Genomic DNA, 16,178 nt, shown 5'->3' with positions numbered 1-16,178 from the left:
CTTCTCTCCCTCGCGTTCCCTTCGCGAGCTGGCCGGGTTCATGCCTGGAAGAGGCTGCTCTGTGCGCTGGTCAGGCTGGAGAAGCTGTCGTTCAACGGTGCGAGGATCGCATCGGCGATGGGCTGCAGCTGGCTCGACAGATAGTGCTCGTAGTCGATCCGCGAGGACAGCTTCTCGAGCGGCTCGGGGCCGTTCACGGTCATCACGTAACTGATCCACCCGCCGTTCTGGTAGCGCAGCGGGCGATTTCGTCGGGCATTGTATTCGTCCGCGACGCGCGCGGCCCGCACTTGCGGGGGCGTGTTGCGTTGGTAGTCGCCGAGCTTGCCGCGGAGGCGCTTGCGGTAGACGAGCAAGTCGTCCAGTTCCCCGGCCATCAGGCGACGGGCATAGTCCTTGACGTAATCGGCGTACGGCTGCTCCTTGAAGACGAGGAGGTAGAGTGCCTGCTGGAACGTCTGCGCAAGCGGCGTCCAGTCCGTGCGCACGGTTTCGAGCCCGCGGTATATCACCTCTTCGGAGCCGTCTTCACCCGTCACGAGCCCGGCATAGCGCTTCTTGCTGCCCTCCTCGCTGCCGCGGACGGTCGGCATGAAGAAGCGCCGGTAGTGCGTGTCGAACTCGATCTCGAGCGCGCTCTCGAGGCCCATCGTGGCGGCGAGGTACTCGCGCCACCAGCGGTTCACCTTGTCGACCAGCGTCCCTGCGATCGCTTCCGCCTCCGCCTCGCTGTGCCGCCGCTTCAACCAGATGAAGATCGAATCGGTATCGCCGTAGATCGCCTCGTATCCCTCGGCTTCCACCAGCTCCCGCGTGCGACGCATGATCTCGTGGCCACGCAACGTCACGGCCGAGACGAGCCGGGGATCGAAGAAGCGGCAGTCGCGTGCCCCGAGCACGCCGACGAACGAATTCATCAGAAGTTTCAGGGCCTGCGAGAGCGGCTGGTTGCCAAGCCGCTTGGCCTGGTCGCGGCGTTCCCACAGCTGGGTGACGATGGCCGGCAGGCAGTGTTTCGTGCGGGAGAAGTAACTGCCGTCGAAGCCTGGGACGGCCACCGACGGCGAGGTATCGAGCAGCCCCTCGACCAGCCCCACCGGGTCGACCAGGTAACTGCGGATGATGGACGGATACAGGCTCTTGTAATCGAGCACCAGCACGGAATCGTAGATGCCCGGCCGCGAATTCATCACGAAGCCGCCGGGAAACGCCGCATCGGGCACGTCGCCGACATTGGGCGCGACATAGCCGGCCCGATGCATGCGCGGGAGGTAGTGGTGGCTGAAGGCGGCGATGGAGCCGCCGAAGTGATCCGCCGCCAGGCCCGTCACATGGGCCCGCTCCAGCAGGAATTCGAACAGTTTCGCCTTGGCGAAGATCCGCGTCACGAGCTCGCAGTCCTTCAGGTTGTAGCGGGCCAGCGCCACCTTGTCCTCGCGGAAGCGGCGCTCGATCTCGGCCATGCGGTGATAGGGATCGTCGATCGACTTGCCCTCGCCGAGCATCGTCTGCGCGATGTGCTCCAGGCTGAAGGATGGCGACGACCACTGCGCGGCGCGCAGCGCCTCGATGCCGTCGATCACCAGGCGTCCCGCCGTCGGGGCGAAGAGGAAGCCCTCGCGCGTGCCGTGCGCGCGCCACTCGATCGGCGTTCCGCCGCGACCGGGCAACAGGGGGACCCGATGCGTGTCCGCGTGTTTCTGCAGCAGGTTCAGGTCGAACTGTATGAGGTTCCACCCGATGATGGCGTCGGGGTCGTGCGCCTCGAACCACGCGTTCAGGCGATGCACGATCTGCGCGGGTTCGTCCAGGTATTCGAGGTCGAAGTCCTTCGGCACCTCCGCCCCCGCGGCCGCCTCGCCAAGCATGTAGACCTGCCGCTGGCCGCAACCTTCCAGCGCCACGGAATACAGGTCGCCGTGCGCGCTGGTCTCGATGTCCAGGGACACGGCACGCAGCGCGGGCCGGTAATGCGCTTCGGGTGTGAGCTTCGGATCGAGGATGCGCTCGCCCTCGGCGGTACCGCCTTCCACATTCACCGCCGCGGTGATGAAGCGTTCCATCATGAAGCGCTCGGCCGGCCGCACGTCGGCCTCGTACAGCGCGATGCCACGCTCCCGCAGGCGCCTTTCGAGCGACACCATCTGTTTGTGGCTGCGTGTGTAGACGCCGATCGCCGGTTCCTGCGCGAAGGTCTTCAACGGCAGGGAACGCAACTCCACGGTCATGCCCCTTCGGGCCACGGCCTCGATCTCCGCCCGCCGCGACTCGCCGGCGAATGCCACAGGCTGCTGCGCCGAGATCACCACCTGCTTCGGCCCGTCGGGAGTCGCCAGCCAGAATTCGAGATCGGTCCCGTGGCCCGTGTCCCGCCAGCGGCGGGTGAGGATGAAACCCGGTCGGCTGGGATGACTCATGCGACGGAGAAGGGGGCGCGAGCCCGTGCGAGAACCGGCCGCAATGATACCTTGCGCCGAAAGTCTGAACGAAGCATTAGAAAAACGTACACGCCATTCATCTTTGGCGGTAACAGCGTCCTGACGTTTCTGTCTTAACGACGACACAATGGCGACGTTTACTTGACGCGTGTCGCAAAACCGGCATTCGTGACTTTGAGGCATTTCGGATGCCATCTATGCTCAAGCGGTGAATCGGTCCGCCACTCCCCATGTATGAAGGGATCGATTCGGCGAAGGACATCGTGTTTCCACCACGAACGGCGTTGGCACGGGAAGAAGTCGATCCCTGCCGGAAAGCGTCCGCCTCATGACCCCGGAAACGCACCAGGCAGGTGCGATGAAGCGTTTCGTCCCGAAGGGCGGCCGCGGCGTTCGGCTGCGCCGGAATCCCATCAAACAAGGCACCACGTCGATCCAGGCTTACTGTCCCCATTCATACTCGTAACGGTATAAACGTCTGGACGTCCATTCAGATTTGGGAAAGACGCAACCGCATGACGACTAAGATTGATCTGGTTCATGACGACGACACTATCGATCTCAATGCGTTGTTCGGTACGTTGCTCGACCACAAGTGGCTCATCGTGGCCATCACCGGCACGTTCTTCGTGGCGGGCGTGCTTTACACGATGCTGGCAACGCCCATCTACCAGGCCACGGCCATCGTGCAGGTGGAGCAGAAGACACCCAGCCTGCCCGGGCTGAGCGACCTTACCCAATCGCTGGGCACCACCGCATCCCAGGCCACCACCGAGATCGCGCTGATCACCTCGCGCCTTGTCGTCGGCACGGCGGTGAAGGACCTGCGCCTTGACATCCAGGTGCAACCGCAGCGTTTCCCGCTGCTGGGCGACTACCTTTCGCGGGGCCACCGGCCCGGCCAGCCCGCCCCTCCCCGCTTCGGGCTCAGCCGCTACGGCTGGGGCGGCGAGGTCGTGGACATCTTCAGGCTCGACGTGCCCGATGCACTGACGGGAAAGAAACTCGAACTGCGCGCCGAAGACGGCGGCAGGTACGCCCTGTACGACGACAGCGGCAAACGTATCCTCGAAGGCGCCGCGGGCCAGCTGGTCCACGGAGGCGGCGTCACGATGCAGCTGAAGCGGCTCGTCGCCAATCCGGGCACGCGTTTCGACGTGGTGGTACAGCCCACGCTCACTACCGTCGGCAAGCTCCAGGGCGACGTGGTGGCGATCGAGCAAGGCAACGACTCGGGCATCATCGGGCTCACCTATGACAACGCCGATCCCGATCTGGCACAGCAGGTCCTCGCGCATATCACATCGGCCTACGTGCGCCAGAACGTCGAGCGCAATTCGGCGGAAGCGGCCAGCCAGCTGCAGTTCGTGAAGGACCAGCTGCCGAAGGTGCGCCAGGAGCTCGACCGGGCGCAGGCGGCGTTGAACGAATTCCAGACCAGGTCGCACTCCATCGACCTCAGCATGCAGACCAAGGGTCTGCTCGACCAGATCGTGGCGGTCGAGAACAACATCCAGCAGCTGCACCTCCAGGAAGCGGACATCGACCGCCGGTTCACGCACGACCATCCCGCATACAAGGCCCTGCAGCAACAGATGGGCCAGTTGCAGGCACAGAAGGACAAGATGCAGAAGGAGGTCGGCGACCTGCCGGATACCCAGCAGCAACTTCTCAAGCTCAATCGCGACGTCCAGGTCAGCAGCACGACTTACACCAGCCTGCTCAACCAGGCGCAACAACTCGACATCGCCCGTGCGGGGACGGTCGGCAACGTCCGCATCGTGGACACGGCCGCGGTGGACAAGACCCAACCGGTGCAGCCACGCAAGGCCCTGGTCGTCGTCGTCGCGACGTTCCTCGGCGCCTTCCTCGCGCTGGCCTTCGTGTTCCTCCGGCAGATCCTCAATCGCGGCATCGAGGATCCCGCGGCCATCGAGGATCTCGGCCTCCCCGTCTACGCATCCGTCCCGCTCGGCTCCGGCCCAGGCGTGCGTGCGCCCAAGAACCGCCACGGCAAACCGCCCCGCGGCCCGTTGCTCGCCATCGGCTCGCCGTCGGACCTTGCCATCGAGGCGATTCGCAGCCTGCGCACCAGCCTGCACTTCGCCCGGCTCGAGGCGAAGAACAACGTCCTGATGATCACGGGCTCCAGTCCTTTCGCCGGCAAGACCTTCGTCTCGGCCAACCTCGCGGCGGTGATCGCGCAGGCAGGCCAGCGCGTGCTGCTCGTGGACGGCGACATGCGCCGCGGCACGCTTCACCAGGTGCTCGGGATCAAGCCCAGGGTGGGACTCTCCGACCTGCTCGTCGGCGGCGCGGAACTGGCCGACGTCGTGCAGCCGGGTCCCTTGCCCAACGTGTCGTTCGTGAGCCGCGGGCGCGTGCCGCCCAATCCGTCCGAACTGCTGATGCACGAGAACTTCACCCGCTTCATCGAATCCGTGGTGCCTTCGTACGACCTGATCGTCATCGATACGCCCCCCATCCTCGCCGTCACGGACGCCGCGGTGATCGGCCACCACGCCGGTACCAGCCTGCTGGTCGCCCGTTTCGGCCTGAACAAGGCGCGCGAGCTGGCCCTGGCCAAACAACGCTTCGAACACAACGGCGTGGAACTGAAGGGCGCCATCTTCAACGCCGTCGAACACCGCACGTCCGGTTATTCCACCTACGCCTACTACAAGTACAAGGCCGATCCGGCCTGATCCGCCAAAAGCGAAGACCATGACGCGCATCCTGATCGTCGGAAACCACACGTGCGGAAACCGCGGCGACTGCGCCATCCTGCGCGGCCTTCTCGAATGCCTGGAAGACGCGATTCCCGGCAGCCGCATCGACGTCACCAGCCGGTTTCCCGTGAGTTCGGAATACCTGCTGGGCCGCTCGCTGCTTCCCGACACGCTGAATCGCTACTACGTGGACGCCGGCAGGAAGCGCCTGGGCGCGCTGCGCTCCACGCTCCTGCGCAGGCTGGTGCCGCGGTTGCTGCACGGCCACCTCCGAAGACGATGGTGGGCCGCCTGGGTTCCCCTGCCCCGGCTGCACCGCGAGTACATCGCCTCGCTGGCGGCATACGACGTGGTGATCCAGGTGGGCGGATCGTTCTTCGTGGACCTTTACGGTGCCACTCAATACGACCAGGCCAGTTGCGCGCTGCTCGCCGGGCGCCCCGTCTACATGATCGGCCACAGCGTAGGCCCGTTCCAGCACGCGTTCTTCCGCAAGGTGTCGCAGGACGTGATGGCGCGGGTGGACGCGCTGGCATTGCGCGAGGAAGTCAGTGCGCGGCACATGCGGGACGCGGCCATTCCGCAGGACAGGCTGCGCTGGACATCGGATACCGCATGGCTCGTGCATCCCGGCGTGCCCGTGGAGGTGGATACCGCCCGGCCCACGGTCGCCGTCACCTTCCGCGAACTGGCTCCCTTCGACAAGCGCCTGGGCGTGACCCAGGCACAGTACGAGGGCGCCTTCGCCGAACTGCTGGACGCCGTGATCGACGCGGGCTTCCACGTCCGCGCCTTCTCCACCTGCACGGCCATCGACGGCTATCCCAAGGACGACCGCATGATCGCCCTCAAGGTACGTTCGCGCCTGCGCCGACCCGAGTCCTTCGAGGTGGAGATGGACGAACTCAACGACGTGCAGCTGGGGCGGCGGCTCGGCGCGTGCGTCCTCACTATCGGCACGCGCCTGCACAGCGCGATCATCTCGATGAACTTCGGTACGCCCTCGGTGGCGCTCAACTACGAGCACAAGTCCGAAGGCATCATGAAGCGGCTCGGCGTGGACGACCTCGCGATGCCCGTGCACTCGCTGCTCGACGGCACGCTGCGCGACAAGGTACTGGCCCTGCTCGCCGATAGCGGGTTGCGCGCACGGGTCGCGGCCGCCGTGGCGCGCGAGAAGACCTTCGCGCGCGAGTCCCTGCTCGCCACGCTCGCCATAGGACCCTGAGCCATGTCGGTCCTCTTCGTCCTTCCCGAGTTCCCCAGGTATTCGGAGACCTTCGTCATCGACCAGATCGTGGGTCTGCTCGATCGCGGCTTCGACGTGCGCATCCTCGCCGTCAGCCGCGGTGCGACGCCACCGCCCGGCGACGTCGTGGCCCTGCGCGGCCTGATGGACCGCGCCACCTTCATCTTTCCGCACGCCGCGAGCGCGGCGGCCGGCTGGCAGGTGGCGCTGCGCCGCCTGCGCGACGTGCTGCCCGGCCTGCCCCGGGCGCGCGTGCGCCGGGCGCTGTCGGTTCGCCGCTACGGCCACGCCGCGAAAAGCCTCGTGCTCGCGGGCGCGGCCCGGCGCCTGCGCGAGCCGCTCAAGGCGCGCGCGATCATCGCCCACTTCGGACCTACCGGCGTGCTTGCGGCGCACCTGCGCACGCTGGGCCTCCTCGATGGGCCGCTGTATACGGTGTTCCATGGTTACGACCTGTCCCGGCACAGTGTGCTCGAGCGGCATGTCCAGGATTACCGCCGGTTGTTCGCCAGCGGCGAGCACATGCTGCCGATCAGTTCGCTCTGGAGCCGCAAGCTGATGACGCTTGGCTGTGCGCCGGAAAAGATCCACGTGCATCGCATGGGCGTGGACATCGACAGCTTCCGCTTCGCGCCGCCGGAGCACCGGGTGCCCGAGCAGACCCGACCCCTGCGGGTCCTCTGCGTGGCCCGGCTGGTGGAGAAGAAGGGCGTGGCGTACCTGTGCGATGCCGTGGCACAACTTTCCTGGCGCCGCATTCCGGTGGAGCTCGAGGTGATCGGGGACGGCCCGCTACAGGACGAACTCGTGCGTTTCGTGACGGCGAAGGCGCTGGGCGAGCGCATCTTCATCCGCGGACGCCGCGACAAGGCCTATGTGCAGGCGGCGCTCGCACGCGCCGACGTCTTCGCGTTGCCGAGCGTCACGGCGGTCGACGGGGACCAGGAAGGCATTCCGGTATCCCTGATGGAAGCCATGGCCAGCGGCGTGCCTTGCCTTTCGACGGTGCACAGCGGCATTCCCGAACTGATCGAACACGGGCGCTCGGGCTGGCTGGTCCCCGAACGCGACGTGGACGCGCTGGCCGACACGCTCGCCGGCATCCAGCGGGGCGACCACGATCTTCCCGCGATCGCGCGCTATGCGCGTCATACCGTGGAAACCCACTTCAACCAGAGCCGGTTGCACGACCAGCTCGCCGCCCGGTTGGCCTAGGAGATTCGCGCCATGACGAATGCCAGACGCGATGCCCTCTGGACCGCCGGCTCCACGGTGGTCAGCGCCGCCAGCCAGCTGGTGCAGATCGCGGTGCTCGCCCGCCACGTGGACGCGCACCTGCTTGGCGCCCTCGCCATCGTGAACGTGGTCAATGCGATCGCCATCCTCCTGCAGGACATGGGCCTCAGCAGTTACCTCGTGCACCGGCAGGACATCACGCGCCGCGAACGCACCTCGCTGTTCATGATCAGCACAGGCCTGGGACTCTGTTCAGCGATCGTCCTCTTCGCCGTCTCCTGGCCCCTCGCCTCGTTCTATGGCTCGAGCGAACTCGGCGAGCTGCTCCGGCTCTCGACCGTGAACTTCGCGTTGCTCGGGATCGCGGCGCAGTACCAGGCCAGCCTCATCAAGGCGTTCCAGCTTCCTCGGCTGGCCCGCATCGAAGTGAGTGGCCGCCTGTCCGGGCTGGCCACACTCCTGGTGCTGGTCCTCGCCTTCGGCGCGTCGATCGAGGCGGCTGTCTACGCCATGATCGTGAACAGCTTCGTGCGCCTGGTGTGTTTTGTCGCCGTCGCCGAAGGCGACTGGCATCCGGGGGGTGGATTCGACCGCGCCATCGTGCGGCAGGCGCTGCGCTACGGCGCCTTCCAGCTGGGTTCGCAGGTCATCAACCAGCTGCGCAGCCAGGCCGATCAGATCATCCTGGGCAAGTTCCTCGGCCTCGCGGCACTGGGCGTGTATTCGCTCGCCAAGGAGCTGGTGCTGCAACCGACCAAGCTCATCATGCCCGTCGTCCAACGCCTCGCCCTGCCCCGGCTGGCGACGCGGCAGGACGATCCGGCGGCCTTGCGCGGCCTCTACCTCACGGGCCTGCGCGCGGTCTCGGTAGCCGCCGCGGCCGTGTTCATCATGCTGGCGGTATTCGCGCCCGCCGCGGTGACGCTCCTGTACGGCCAGCGCTACGCCGGGGTGTCGCAACTGATACCGCTGATGCTGCTGTTCGGCATGCTGCGGCCGTTGGGCTCCCTGATCGGCGCGCTCAGCCAGAGCCTTGGCCGCTCGGACATCGAATTCGGCTGGAACCTCCGGATCTGCGGCATCACCCTGCTCGTGACGGTGATCGGCGCGTACTCCCGCTCGCTGGAAGTGATGGCGATCGCGCTGGCGGTCAGTCAGGTGCTGGCAACGGTCCTCTCCTACTTCTTCTTCTCTTCGAAGATCATCCACATCACGCCCCGCGAATTCTTCGGCTCGTGGACCGTGGAAAGCTTCGTACCCTATGGCTTCCTCATGCTCGCCGTCGCGCTCTATCCCGGCGAGGACTGGAAGGCCAGCGTGGTTCGCTTCGTGCTCGTGACGCCGCCGCTGATGTGGGTCACCTGGCGCACCCGCGACATGTGGCTCAACCGGTTCGCTCAACCCATAGGTGCCTGATGAACGACACCGCCGCACCCCTGGTCAGCGTATACGTGCCGACGCGGAACCGCTCGGCGTTGCTGCGGCGCGCCGTGGATTCGGTGCTGGAACAGACCTGGCCGAGGATCGAGATCCTGGTCTGCGACGAGGCTTCGACGGACGACACGCCGGAAGTGCTCGCCTGGTACGCCCGCTGCCACCCCGGCAAGTTCGTCGTCCTGCGCAACGAGACGCCACAGGGCGCCTGCCGCGCGCGCAACCGTTGCATCGAGCATGCATCGGGCACCTATGTCACAGGGCTGGACGACGACGATTTCTTCCACCCGCAACGGATCGAGTGCCTGGTGAATCTCTACCGGGACCACTCGCCCTCGTTCGCTTGCAGCCGGTTCCGCTATTTCCAGACGGTGTCGCAGGTGACGGCGCTACGCGACCGGCACCACGACGGCGCCGAACTGGCGAAGACGGATACGCTGGACCTCCAGGGACTCCTGTACGCCAACCTGGCCGGCAACCAGGTGCTCACCGAGCTTTCGCGCATGCGCGAGCTGGGCGGGTTCGACGAGGCCATGCCGTCGTGGCAGGACTACGACATGTGGATCCGGCTGGCGGACCGCTTCGGACCCGCCGTCCGCGCACGCTCCCTGCTCTCCTTCGTGGACGACGACCGCTCGCGCGCCCGCATCCGCAACTCGAGCAGGCGCGCCGAGGGTAGCGAACGCTTCATCGCCAAGCACGAGCGCCTGATGAATGCCGACCAGCGGCGCAACCACCGCAACATCCAGTACGTGATGAACCGGGAGCGGCCGCCGCTGGGCGAGATCGTGCGCAATGTGTCCCTGGGAGGCTACAAATCGACCATCAAGCTGCTGCTGCACAAGTTCTTCGGCGTGGCGATCGGATGAAGATCAACAAGACACGCGCCGCGGCCGTCATCCTCATGGCGATGCTGTTCGTGCAGGTCCCACTGACCCACAGCGCGGCCAGCAAGTCGCACGTGAACGTTTACCACATTCTTCTGCTGCTCATGCCGGTGCTCTACCTTCCCGCGCTGCGTTACCTGAAACTCAATCCGGCCACGGCATTCATCGCCACGATGGCGATGACCTCATTGGGTGCGGGAGCGGTGTACGGCGGCGGCATGCGGTCCACCCTGATCGTATTCGTCGCGGCGTCGTATTTCCTCGGCGTGGTCTTCGGCCGCAAGCTGCCGGACCTCGACCTGCGCAGGATCTTCACCTGGGTCCTCGGCTGCTGCATCGTGTTCATCCTCCTCCGCGACATCGTGTACGCCGGCCAGCTGGGTGCCGTCTATGCGCGCAGCGAGGGTGCTTCCGGCGTGCTGTACATGTCGACCGGCGGACGCAACATCGAAGCCAGCCTTCTCGCCCTGCTGTCCATCCTCCTGCTTGGCACCCGCGCCTACCCTGTCGCGGCGGGTATCGCCTTCCTGACCAGCGCCACCATGCTCTCCCGCGCCGGGCTGGTCGGCGCGGCGGTTTCCATCGGCATCGCGGCTTATCGTGCGCGCAAGACCCGCTCGTATTACCTGTACACCTTCGTCGGCGTCGCCATTGTCGTGCTCGTCGGTGGGCTGGTGGTGTCGTCGGTCGTGGACATTCCCGTATTGGACCGCTTCAACCTCCAGGCGGAGACGCAGCTCGAGCACAAGAACGTGGGCCGTCTCGCCTTGTGGAACAGCGCCACCCTGGCGCTGGAGCAGAACCTGTTCGGTTACGGCGTGGGCAACGGCGTTCCGTTGATGGAGCAGATCTCCGGCCTGACCTTCGTGGAGAACAACGTCCACGATATCTACCTCCAGTTCCTCCTCGAAGGCGGGGTGCAGTCGCTGCTGCTGTTCCTGGCGATGGTGGTCCACATCCTGTTCCGCCCGGCGGAAGGCCAGCAACGCAACATCAAGGCCTTCCTGCTCTGCTACCTGATGCTGGCCTTCATCGAGTTCAGCGGCTACGAGGCCTATTTCTGGTTCTTCGTGGGCATGTTCTACGCACGCAACGACATGCGACGCGTCCGCCTGCGGATGGAGTCGGGAAAGAAGCCACCGCGGCCGGGGCCGCTCCAACGGGTGGACAGTCATGCTTGACGACTTCCGTGCGGACGTGCGCCGCTACAAATCCCTGCCCGGCTACCGCGGCATGCTGTGGTGGATGCTCGATCAGTCGTTCTGGGCGATCCTCTGTTACCGGGCGATCGCGACGGCACGCGGCAGCCGTCTTCATGCACCGCTGCGGGTGCTCGAGAAGGTGGCCGAGTTCGTCTTCAAATGCTACCTGCCCACGACGGCGACCATCGGTCCAGGGCTGGTGATCTACCACGCCTTCGGCGTCATCGTGAACGGCAAGACGACGATCGGCGCGAACTGCACGCTCTACGCGCGTGTCTGCATCGGAAACCGCTGGCCAGGCGATGGCACGCCGGTCATCGGCGACAACGTCGTCATCGGCACCGGCGCCTGCATCTTCGGTCCCGTGGTCATTCCGGACCATTACGTGGTGAAGGCCAATGCCGTCATCACGCCTTCCACATCCCTAACCCAGCCCCCTGTTGGAGCAGCGTCATGAGCGAGGCCCCCGTGAGATTGTCCATCGTCATCATCACCTGGAACGAACTCGCCAACCTGCAGCGCTGCCTGCATTCGCTGATCGACAAACTGGACTTCGACCGCGACGAGGTGATCGTCGTCGACAACGGTTCCACCGACGGCAGCGCGGAGTTCGTCGCCACCCTCCCGCAGGTCCGCTACTTCCCGCTGGAGCGTAATTTCGGCGTGGGTCCGGCACGCAACCGCGGCCTGTTCCTGGCTCGCGGCAAGTACTGCATGACCCTGGACAACGACACCATCTTCCTGACGGAAGACCCCGGCAGCATCGTGGACGACTTCTTCCAGTCGCACCCCGATGCCGGCGTCGTGGGCTTCGAGCTGCTCAACGTCGATCGTAGCCGCCAGGACTCCACGCGACGTTTCCCGCGCTTCTACCAGCCGATCGCGGCACGCGTGCCGCTGAGCCGCCGGCTGGGGTTCGTGCGGCGGGAACTGGAGCGCCACCTGATGCTGGATACGCGCTTCGACGAGGGCAACGAGCCGCTGGAAGTCGATTACGTGCTGGGTGCCAACCAGACCTTCACCAAGGACGTGGCGGCCCTGCTGATGGGATACGACGACCGCATCTTCTTCGGTCCCGAGGATGCCGAGTTCTGCGTACGCACGCGAAAGATGGGCTTGCGCAACTATTACAGCCGGCGGATCTCGGTGATCCACGACTACAAGCGGCGTACCCGGAAGTTCTCGAAACTGACCATCAAGCATCTCGCCGGCTTCGCCTACATGCTGCGCAAGCACGGTGGCGTGTATCGCTACTCGCTCAGCGAACGGCGCTGAGCGGACGGGTACGCACGCCATGGAACGCCGCACCTTCCTCCAGCGAAGCGCGTACACGCTGGCACTGGTGGCCATCCGGCCCTTGCACGCCTTGGCGGCCGGCGGCACTCCCGGCAGAAGCTACTACGTGGACGGCGCTTCCGGCGACGACGGGCGCGATGCCGGCAGCGCCACGCAGGCCTGGCGCAGCCTCGGCAGGCTCAACCAGGCCCGTTTCGGCCCCGGCGACCGCATCTTCTTCCGGCGCGGCGCCGACTACCCGGGCGTGTTCGCGCCCAAGGGTTCCGGACATGCCGGCGCGCCGATCGTCGTCGACGCCTATGGCGACGGGGCCCCTCCCCATCTGCATGCGGACGGAAGCGCCGCTTCCACGGTGCTGCTGCGCAATGTCGAGTACTGGACGCTGCGCAACCTGTCGATCTCCAATCGTGGCGCTGCCGCGGCGCCGCGACGAACGGCAGTGCACCTCCTCCATGACGATGTCGGCGTGGTCCACGGCATCGAGCTGCGGGGGCTGCATATCCACGACGTCAACGGCTCGCCGATCAAGAGGGACGGTGGCGGTAGCGCCATCCTTGTCGAAGCGAAGGGAAAGGGGCGGCCCACGCGCCACGAGGGCCTCCTCATCCTGGACAACACGATCGAGCGCTGCCAGCGCGACGGCATCCTCTTTCTCCGGGCGGGAAACCGTGCCGGCGGCCTGGCGACCGGCGTGATCGTTCGCGGCAACCGCCTGAGCGGCGTTCCCGGCGACTGCATCCTGGTCAAGGGTTGCGACGGCGCGCTCGTCGAGCGCAATACGGTAAGCCGGTGCGGCGACCTGCCACGCGGCGAGGCCGCGGCCGGCATATGGCCATTCGATTGCGACAACACGACGATCCAGTACAACGAGGTCAGCGACCACAAGGCACACGCCGACGGGCAGGCTTACGACGCGGACTTCCATTGCCGCGGTACGATCATCCAGTACAACTACAGCCACGACAACGTGGGCGGCATGGCGCTGGTCTGCAACGACGGCAGGGATCCGAAAGGCATCGGCAACAGCGGCACCATCGTGCGTTACAACGTCAGCATCAACGACGCCCTGCGCAAGACCGGCAGCGCGTCGCTGCGCATCTCGGGCCCGGTGGACGGCAGCCAGGTCTACAACAACATCATCATCATTCCCGCAAAGCCCGACGCCGGTGCCGAGGTTACCGTCTTCAAGGCCACGAGCTGGAAAGGCGTGCCGAGCAGCACTGCGATTCACGATAACATCGTGGTCGCCCCGTCCCCTCCCGGTATCGACATGAAGCTGGCGACGCAGACGCGGCTGGGGGAGAACCATTTCGCCGAGAACAAGGCGATGCTGGAGAGCTTCCGGACACACCGGCCTTCGCTGGCCCAGGTGAACGCACTGGTGAAGGCCTGTTTCGTCAACGGCAAGCCCGCGGCCGATGCGATGGAACGCATAGCCAGGCTGGCCTGACTCAACCCTGCAGGAGCCACTATAGCGGCGAGGAAATCTCGCGGCAGGATTGTTCTCGCCGCTATAGCGGCTCCTACAGGGAACCGGTGTGGACGGCCGCAGCCGAGGCCCGTCGTGCTTCGAGAGTGCGAATCAGCCGCTTGCCCAGCCCCTGCCCCGGAACCTCCACGAACCGATAAGTCAGGCTCGACACCACCACGGTACCCGCGAGTGCCACCGCCACCGTCGCCAGGAAATATAGATCCGGTGTCAGGTGCGTGTCCGCATGCAGCTTCGCCAGCACCTTCCGCGCCACCTGCAGCATCGCGAAATGGGTCAGGTATCCGCTGAAACTGATCTTGCCGATGTATCGCAGCGGTGCGTTCACCAGCCAGCGATACGGCTGCCGATAAAGACACAGGGCCATGAGCGCGAACGCGGCACCGTAAAGGAACACGGCGCGGAGATCGTCGATCCATTGGGGAACGACCAGCAGGACGGCCACCGCAAGCGCGAACCAGCAACCATTGCGGAAGCGGTCGCCATCGCGGAAGAACGACGTGAGACGTCCGGCCTGTCCGAACAGGACGATATAGACGCAGATGCCGAACAGGAACACGGGCAGCTGGTTGGGCAGCCAGACGAAGACGAAGCGCTGCCACAGCACTACGTCCGGGATCGGCGAATGTCGCAGCAACGGGCCCCAGGCCGCGATATCCACCGCGAGCAGCAACGCAAGCGCGACCAGTGCGCGCGGGAAGTCGCGCAACGCGAGGAAGACGAAGGGGAAAACGATATAGAACGACATCTCCACCCCGATCGACCAGCCGCCCGGCACGACGTCGTTCGCACCGAGCAGCCAGGCGGGATTCCAGCCGTTGGTGAAACTCAAGGTAGCCAGTACCGTGCCGGGTGGCGGAAACTCGTGGCCCTTGAACAGCGCGGGTGCGAGGCAGTACACCGCGAAGGCCAGGTAAAACATCGGGGCGATGCGGAAGAACCGGCGCAGGTAGAAGTTGAGCCACGGGGCGGTTTCGCTCGAGCGCTTGGCGGCGGAAAGGAACAGCGTCAACGCGCTCACCACGAAGAACAACTGCACCCCCCGAGCCCCCTGCGCGGCATACCGGCTCAGCCACGGCGACAGCAGCGCTTCCCGCCCCATCGCCTGGTAGATCTCCACGTTCCGCTGCGCGTGGCTCACCAGCACCCCGACGATCGCGATGCCGCGCAGGGCGTCCACGAAGTCCAGTTGTACTTTCGGTGCGGCCTGCACGTCAGTAGCGCGGTTGCAGGTGCCAGCGCCAGGCGCTGCCAAGGATGTCGTCGAGCACGCCGATCCGGGGCTGCCAGCCGAGTCTCTGGCGTGCCTGCAGGCTGGAGGCCACGAGCGTGGGCGGATCGCCCGGCCGACGCCCGGCGATCACATGGGGCACCGGACGCCCGGTAACCCGCTGCGCCGCGGCGATGACCTCACGCACGCTGAAGCCTTCGCCGTTACCCAGGTTGAAGGTGAAGGCGCCCTCGTTTTCTTCGAGGAACTCCACGGCCAGCAGGTGTGCCGATGCCAGGTCGTTCACGTGAACGTAATCGCGTACGCAGGTTCCGTCGCGTGTCTCGTAATCGTCGCCGAATACCTTGAGACCCGGGCCATTGCCGAGCACCGCCCGGAGGAGGTTCGGGATGAGGTGGGTTTCCGGATGGTGGGATTCCCCGATCGACCCGGAAGGATCCGCACCCGCGGCGTTGAAATACCGCAGGGCCACCGAGCGCAGTCCGTAGGCCCGGTAGGCATCCGCGAGCACGCGCTCGATCATCAGCTTGCTCTGGCCGTACGGGTTGATCGGATCGGTGGGGTGGCTCTCGTCGATGGTGTCGCTGCGCGGATTGCCGAACACGGCCGCCGTGGACGAGAACACGAGCCGCTGGATGCCGGCTTCGCGCATGGCCGCCAGCAGCATCAGGGTATTGGCCACGTTGTTGCGGTAGTACTGGTAGGGATCCACGACGGACTCCCCCACCAGCGATCGCGCGCAGAAGTGCATCACCGCGTCGAACTTGTGCGTCGCAAACAGCCGCCACAGCGTCACTGCGTCGCCCACATCGCCATGGACGAATGGAACGTCATCGCCTACCGCTTCGCGATGTCCGGTGGAGAGGTCGTCGTAAACGACTACCTCATGCTGGTTCTCGACCAGGTATCGCACCATGTGCGAGCCCACGTAGCCCGCACCGCCACAGATGAGAAACTTCAATCGATACCCCGTCAGTCAATGATCGT

The 16,178-nt window shown here is 65.6% G+C and carries 12 protein-coding genes; 9 read left to right on the top strand and 3 right to left on the bottom strand.

Translation table 11 applies throughout. The features are described 5' to 3' along the window. Window positions 1-38 precede the first annotated feature (38 nt). A complete protein-coding gene (locus HBF32_RS03775; protein WP_166698289.1) occupies window positions 39-2,417 on the bottom strand; it encodes a DNA polymerase II in 2,379 nt (792 codons plus the stop codon). A gap of 536 nt (window positions 2,418-2,953) precedes the next feature. On the opposite strand from HBF32_RS03775, the gene HBF32_RS03770 reads away from it, so the two are divergent. From HBF32_RS03770 to HBF32_RS03730, 9 genes are read left to right on the top strand one after another with little or no spacing between them, the layout of a single operon-like run. Then, window positions 2,954-5,143, top strand: coding sequence for a polysaccharide biosynthesis tyrosine autokinase (locus HBF32_RS03770; RefSeq protein ID WP_166698288.1), 2,190 nt, complete (start codon window positions 2,954-2,956; stop codon window positions 5,141-5,143). Window positions 5,144-5,162: 19 nt separating this feature from the next. Further along, window positions 5,163-6,395, top strand: a complete 1,233-nt coding sequence (gene wcaK, locus HBF32_RS03765) for a colanic acid biosynthesis pyruvyl transferase WcaK (RefSeq protein WP_166698287.1) — start codon at window positions 5,163-5,165, stop codon at window positions 6,393-6,395. 3 nt (window positions 6,396-6,398) lie between these two features. After that, window positions 6,399-7,631 carry a glycosyltransferase gene (locus HBF32_RS03760; protein ID WP_166698286.1) on the top strand — a complete coding sequence of 411 codons (1,233 nt, stop codon included), beginning with the start codon at window positions 6,399-6,401 and terminating at the stop codon, window positions 7,629-7,631. A gap of 12 nt (window positions 7,632-7,643) precedes the next feature. After that, window positions 7,644-9,068: a lipopolysaccharide biosynthesis protein gene (locus HBF32_RS03755; protein WP_166698285.1), complete on the top strand. Its 1,425-nt coding sequence runs from the start codon at window positions 7,644-7,646 to the stop codon at window positions 9,066-9,068. Next, window positions 9,068-9,955, top strand: a complete 888-nt coding sequence (locus tag HBF32_RS03750) for a glycosyltransferase family 2 protein (RefSeq protein ID WP_166698284.1) — start codon at window positions 9,068-9,070, stop codon at window positions 9,953-9,955. The genes HBF32_RS03755 and HBF32_RS03750 overlap by 1 nt, the downstream gene beginning before the upstream one ends. Beyond that, complete coding sequence (locus tag HBF32_RS03745; protein ID WP_166698283.1) at window positions 9,952-11,154, top strand: O-antigen ligase family protein; 1,203 nt, start codon at window positions 9,952-9,954, stop codon at window positions 11,152-11,154. The genes HBF32_RS03750 and HBF32_RS03745 overlap by 4 nt, the downstream gene beginning before the upstream one ends. Then, window positions 11,147-11,632, top strand: coding sequence for a serine O-acetyltransferase (locus HBF32_RS03740; protein ID WP_166698282.1), 486 nt, complete (start codon window positions 11,147-11,149; stop codon window positions 11,630-11,632). Before HBF32_RS03745 ends, HBF32_RS03740 begins: the two co-directional genes overlap by 8 nt. Next, window positions 11,629-12,450, top strand: coding sequence for a glycosyltransferase family 2 protein (locus HBF32_RS03735; protein ID WP_166698281.1), 822 nt, complete (start codon window positions 11,629-11,631; stop codon window positions 12,448-12,450). The genes HBF32_RS03740 and HBF32_RS03735 overlap by 4 nt, the downstream gene beginning before the upstream one ends. Before the next feature lie 19 nt (window positions 12,451-12,469). Then, entirely contained in the window at window positions 12,470-13,921 is a 1,452-nt protein-coding gene (locus tag HBF32_RS03730; protein ID WP_166698280.1) for a right-handed parallel beta-helix repeat-containing protein, read from the top strand. A 73-nt stretch (window positions 13,922-13,994) separates the two neighbouring features. Here the strand turns inward: HBF32_RS03730 and HBF32_RS03725 are convergent, their stop codons facing one another. After that, entirely contained in the window at window positions 13,995-15,173 is a 1,179-nt protein-coding gene (locus HBF32_RS03725) for an acyltransferase family protein (RefSeq protein ID WP_166698279.1), read from the bottom strand. 1 nt (window position 15,174) lies between these two features. Beyond that, window positions 15,175-16,152: a UDP-glucose 4-epimerase GalE gene (gene galE, locus HBF32_RS03720; protein WP_166698278.1), complete on the bottom strand. Its 978-nt coding sequence runs from the start codon at window positions 16,150-16,152 to the stop codon at window positions 15,175-15,177. Window positions 16,153-16,178: the final 26 nt, after the last annotated feature.

This window comes from Luteibacter yeojuensis (assembly GCF_011742875.1).
Taxonomy (GTDB): Bacteria; Pseudomonadota; Gammaproteobacteria; order Xanthomonadales; family Rhodanobacteraceae; genus Luteibacter; species Luteibacter yeojuensis.
The sequence above is the reverse complement of the archived record's forward strand: the minus strand, read 5'-3'. Positions and strand labels throughout refer to the sequence as shown.

Excerpts from the sequence above, each read along its gene's own strand:
- HBF32_RS03740 (WP_166698282.1), top strand. The coding sequence starts at position 11,147 with ATGCTTGACGACTTCCGTGCGGACGTGCGCCGCTACAAATCCCTGCCC.
- HBF32_RS03745 (WP_166698283.1), top strand. The coding sequence starts at position 9,952 with ATGAAGATCAACAAGACACGCGCCGCGGCCGTCATCCTCATGGCGATG.
- wcaK (WP_166698287.1), top strand. The coding sequence starts at position 5,163 with ATGACGCGCATCCTGATCGTCGGAAACCACACGTGCGGAAACCGCGGC.
- HBF32_RS03770 (WP_166698288.1), top strand. The coding sequence starts at position 2,954 with ATGACGACTAAGATTGATCTGGTTCATGACGACGACACTATCGATCTC.
- HBF32_RS03750 (WP_166698284.1), top strand. The coding sequence starts at position 9,068 with ATGAACGACACCGCCGCACCCCTGGTCAGCGTATACGTGCCGACGCGG.
- HBF32_RS03730 (WP_166698280.1), top strand. The coding sequence starts at position 12,470 with ATGGAACGCCGCACCTTCCTCCAGCGAAGCGCGTACACGCTGGCACTG.
- HBF32_RS03735 (WP_166698281.1), top strand. The coding sequence starts at position 11,629 with ATGAGCGAGGCCCCCGTGAGATTGTCCATCGTCATCATCACCTGGAAC.
- HBF32_RS03775 (WP_166698289.1), bottom strand. The coding sequence starts at position 2,417 with ATGAGTCATCCCAGCCGACCGGGTTTCATCCTCACCCGCCGCTGGCGG.
- HBF32_RS03760 (WP_166698286.1), top strand. The coding sequence starts at position 6,399 with ATGTCGGTCCTCTTCGTCCTTCCCGAGTTCCCCAGGTATTCGGAGACC.
- HBF32_RS03755 (WP_166698285.1), top strand. The coding sequence starts at position 7,644 with ATGACGAATGCCAGACGCGATGCCCTCTGGACCGCCGGCTCCACGGTG.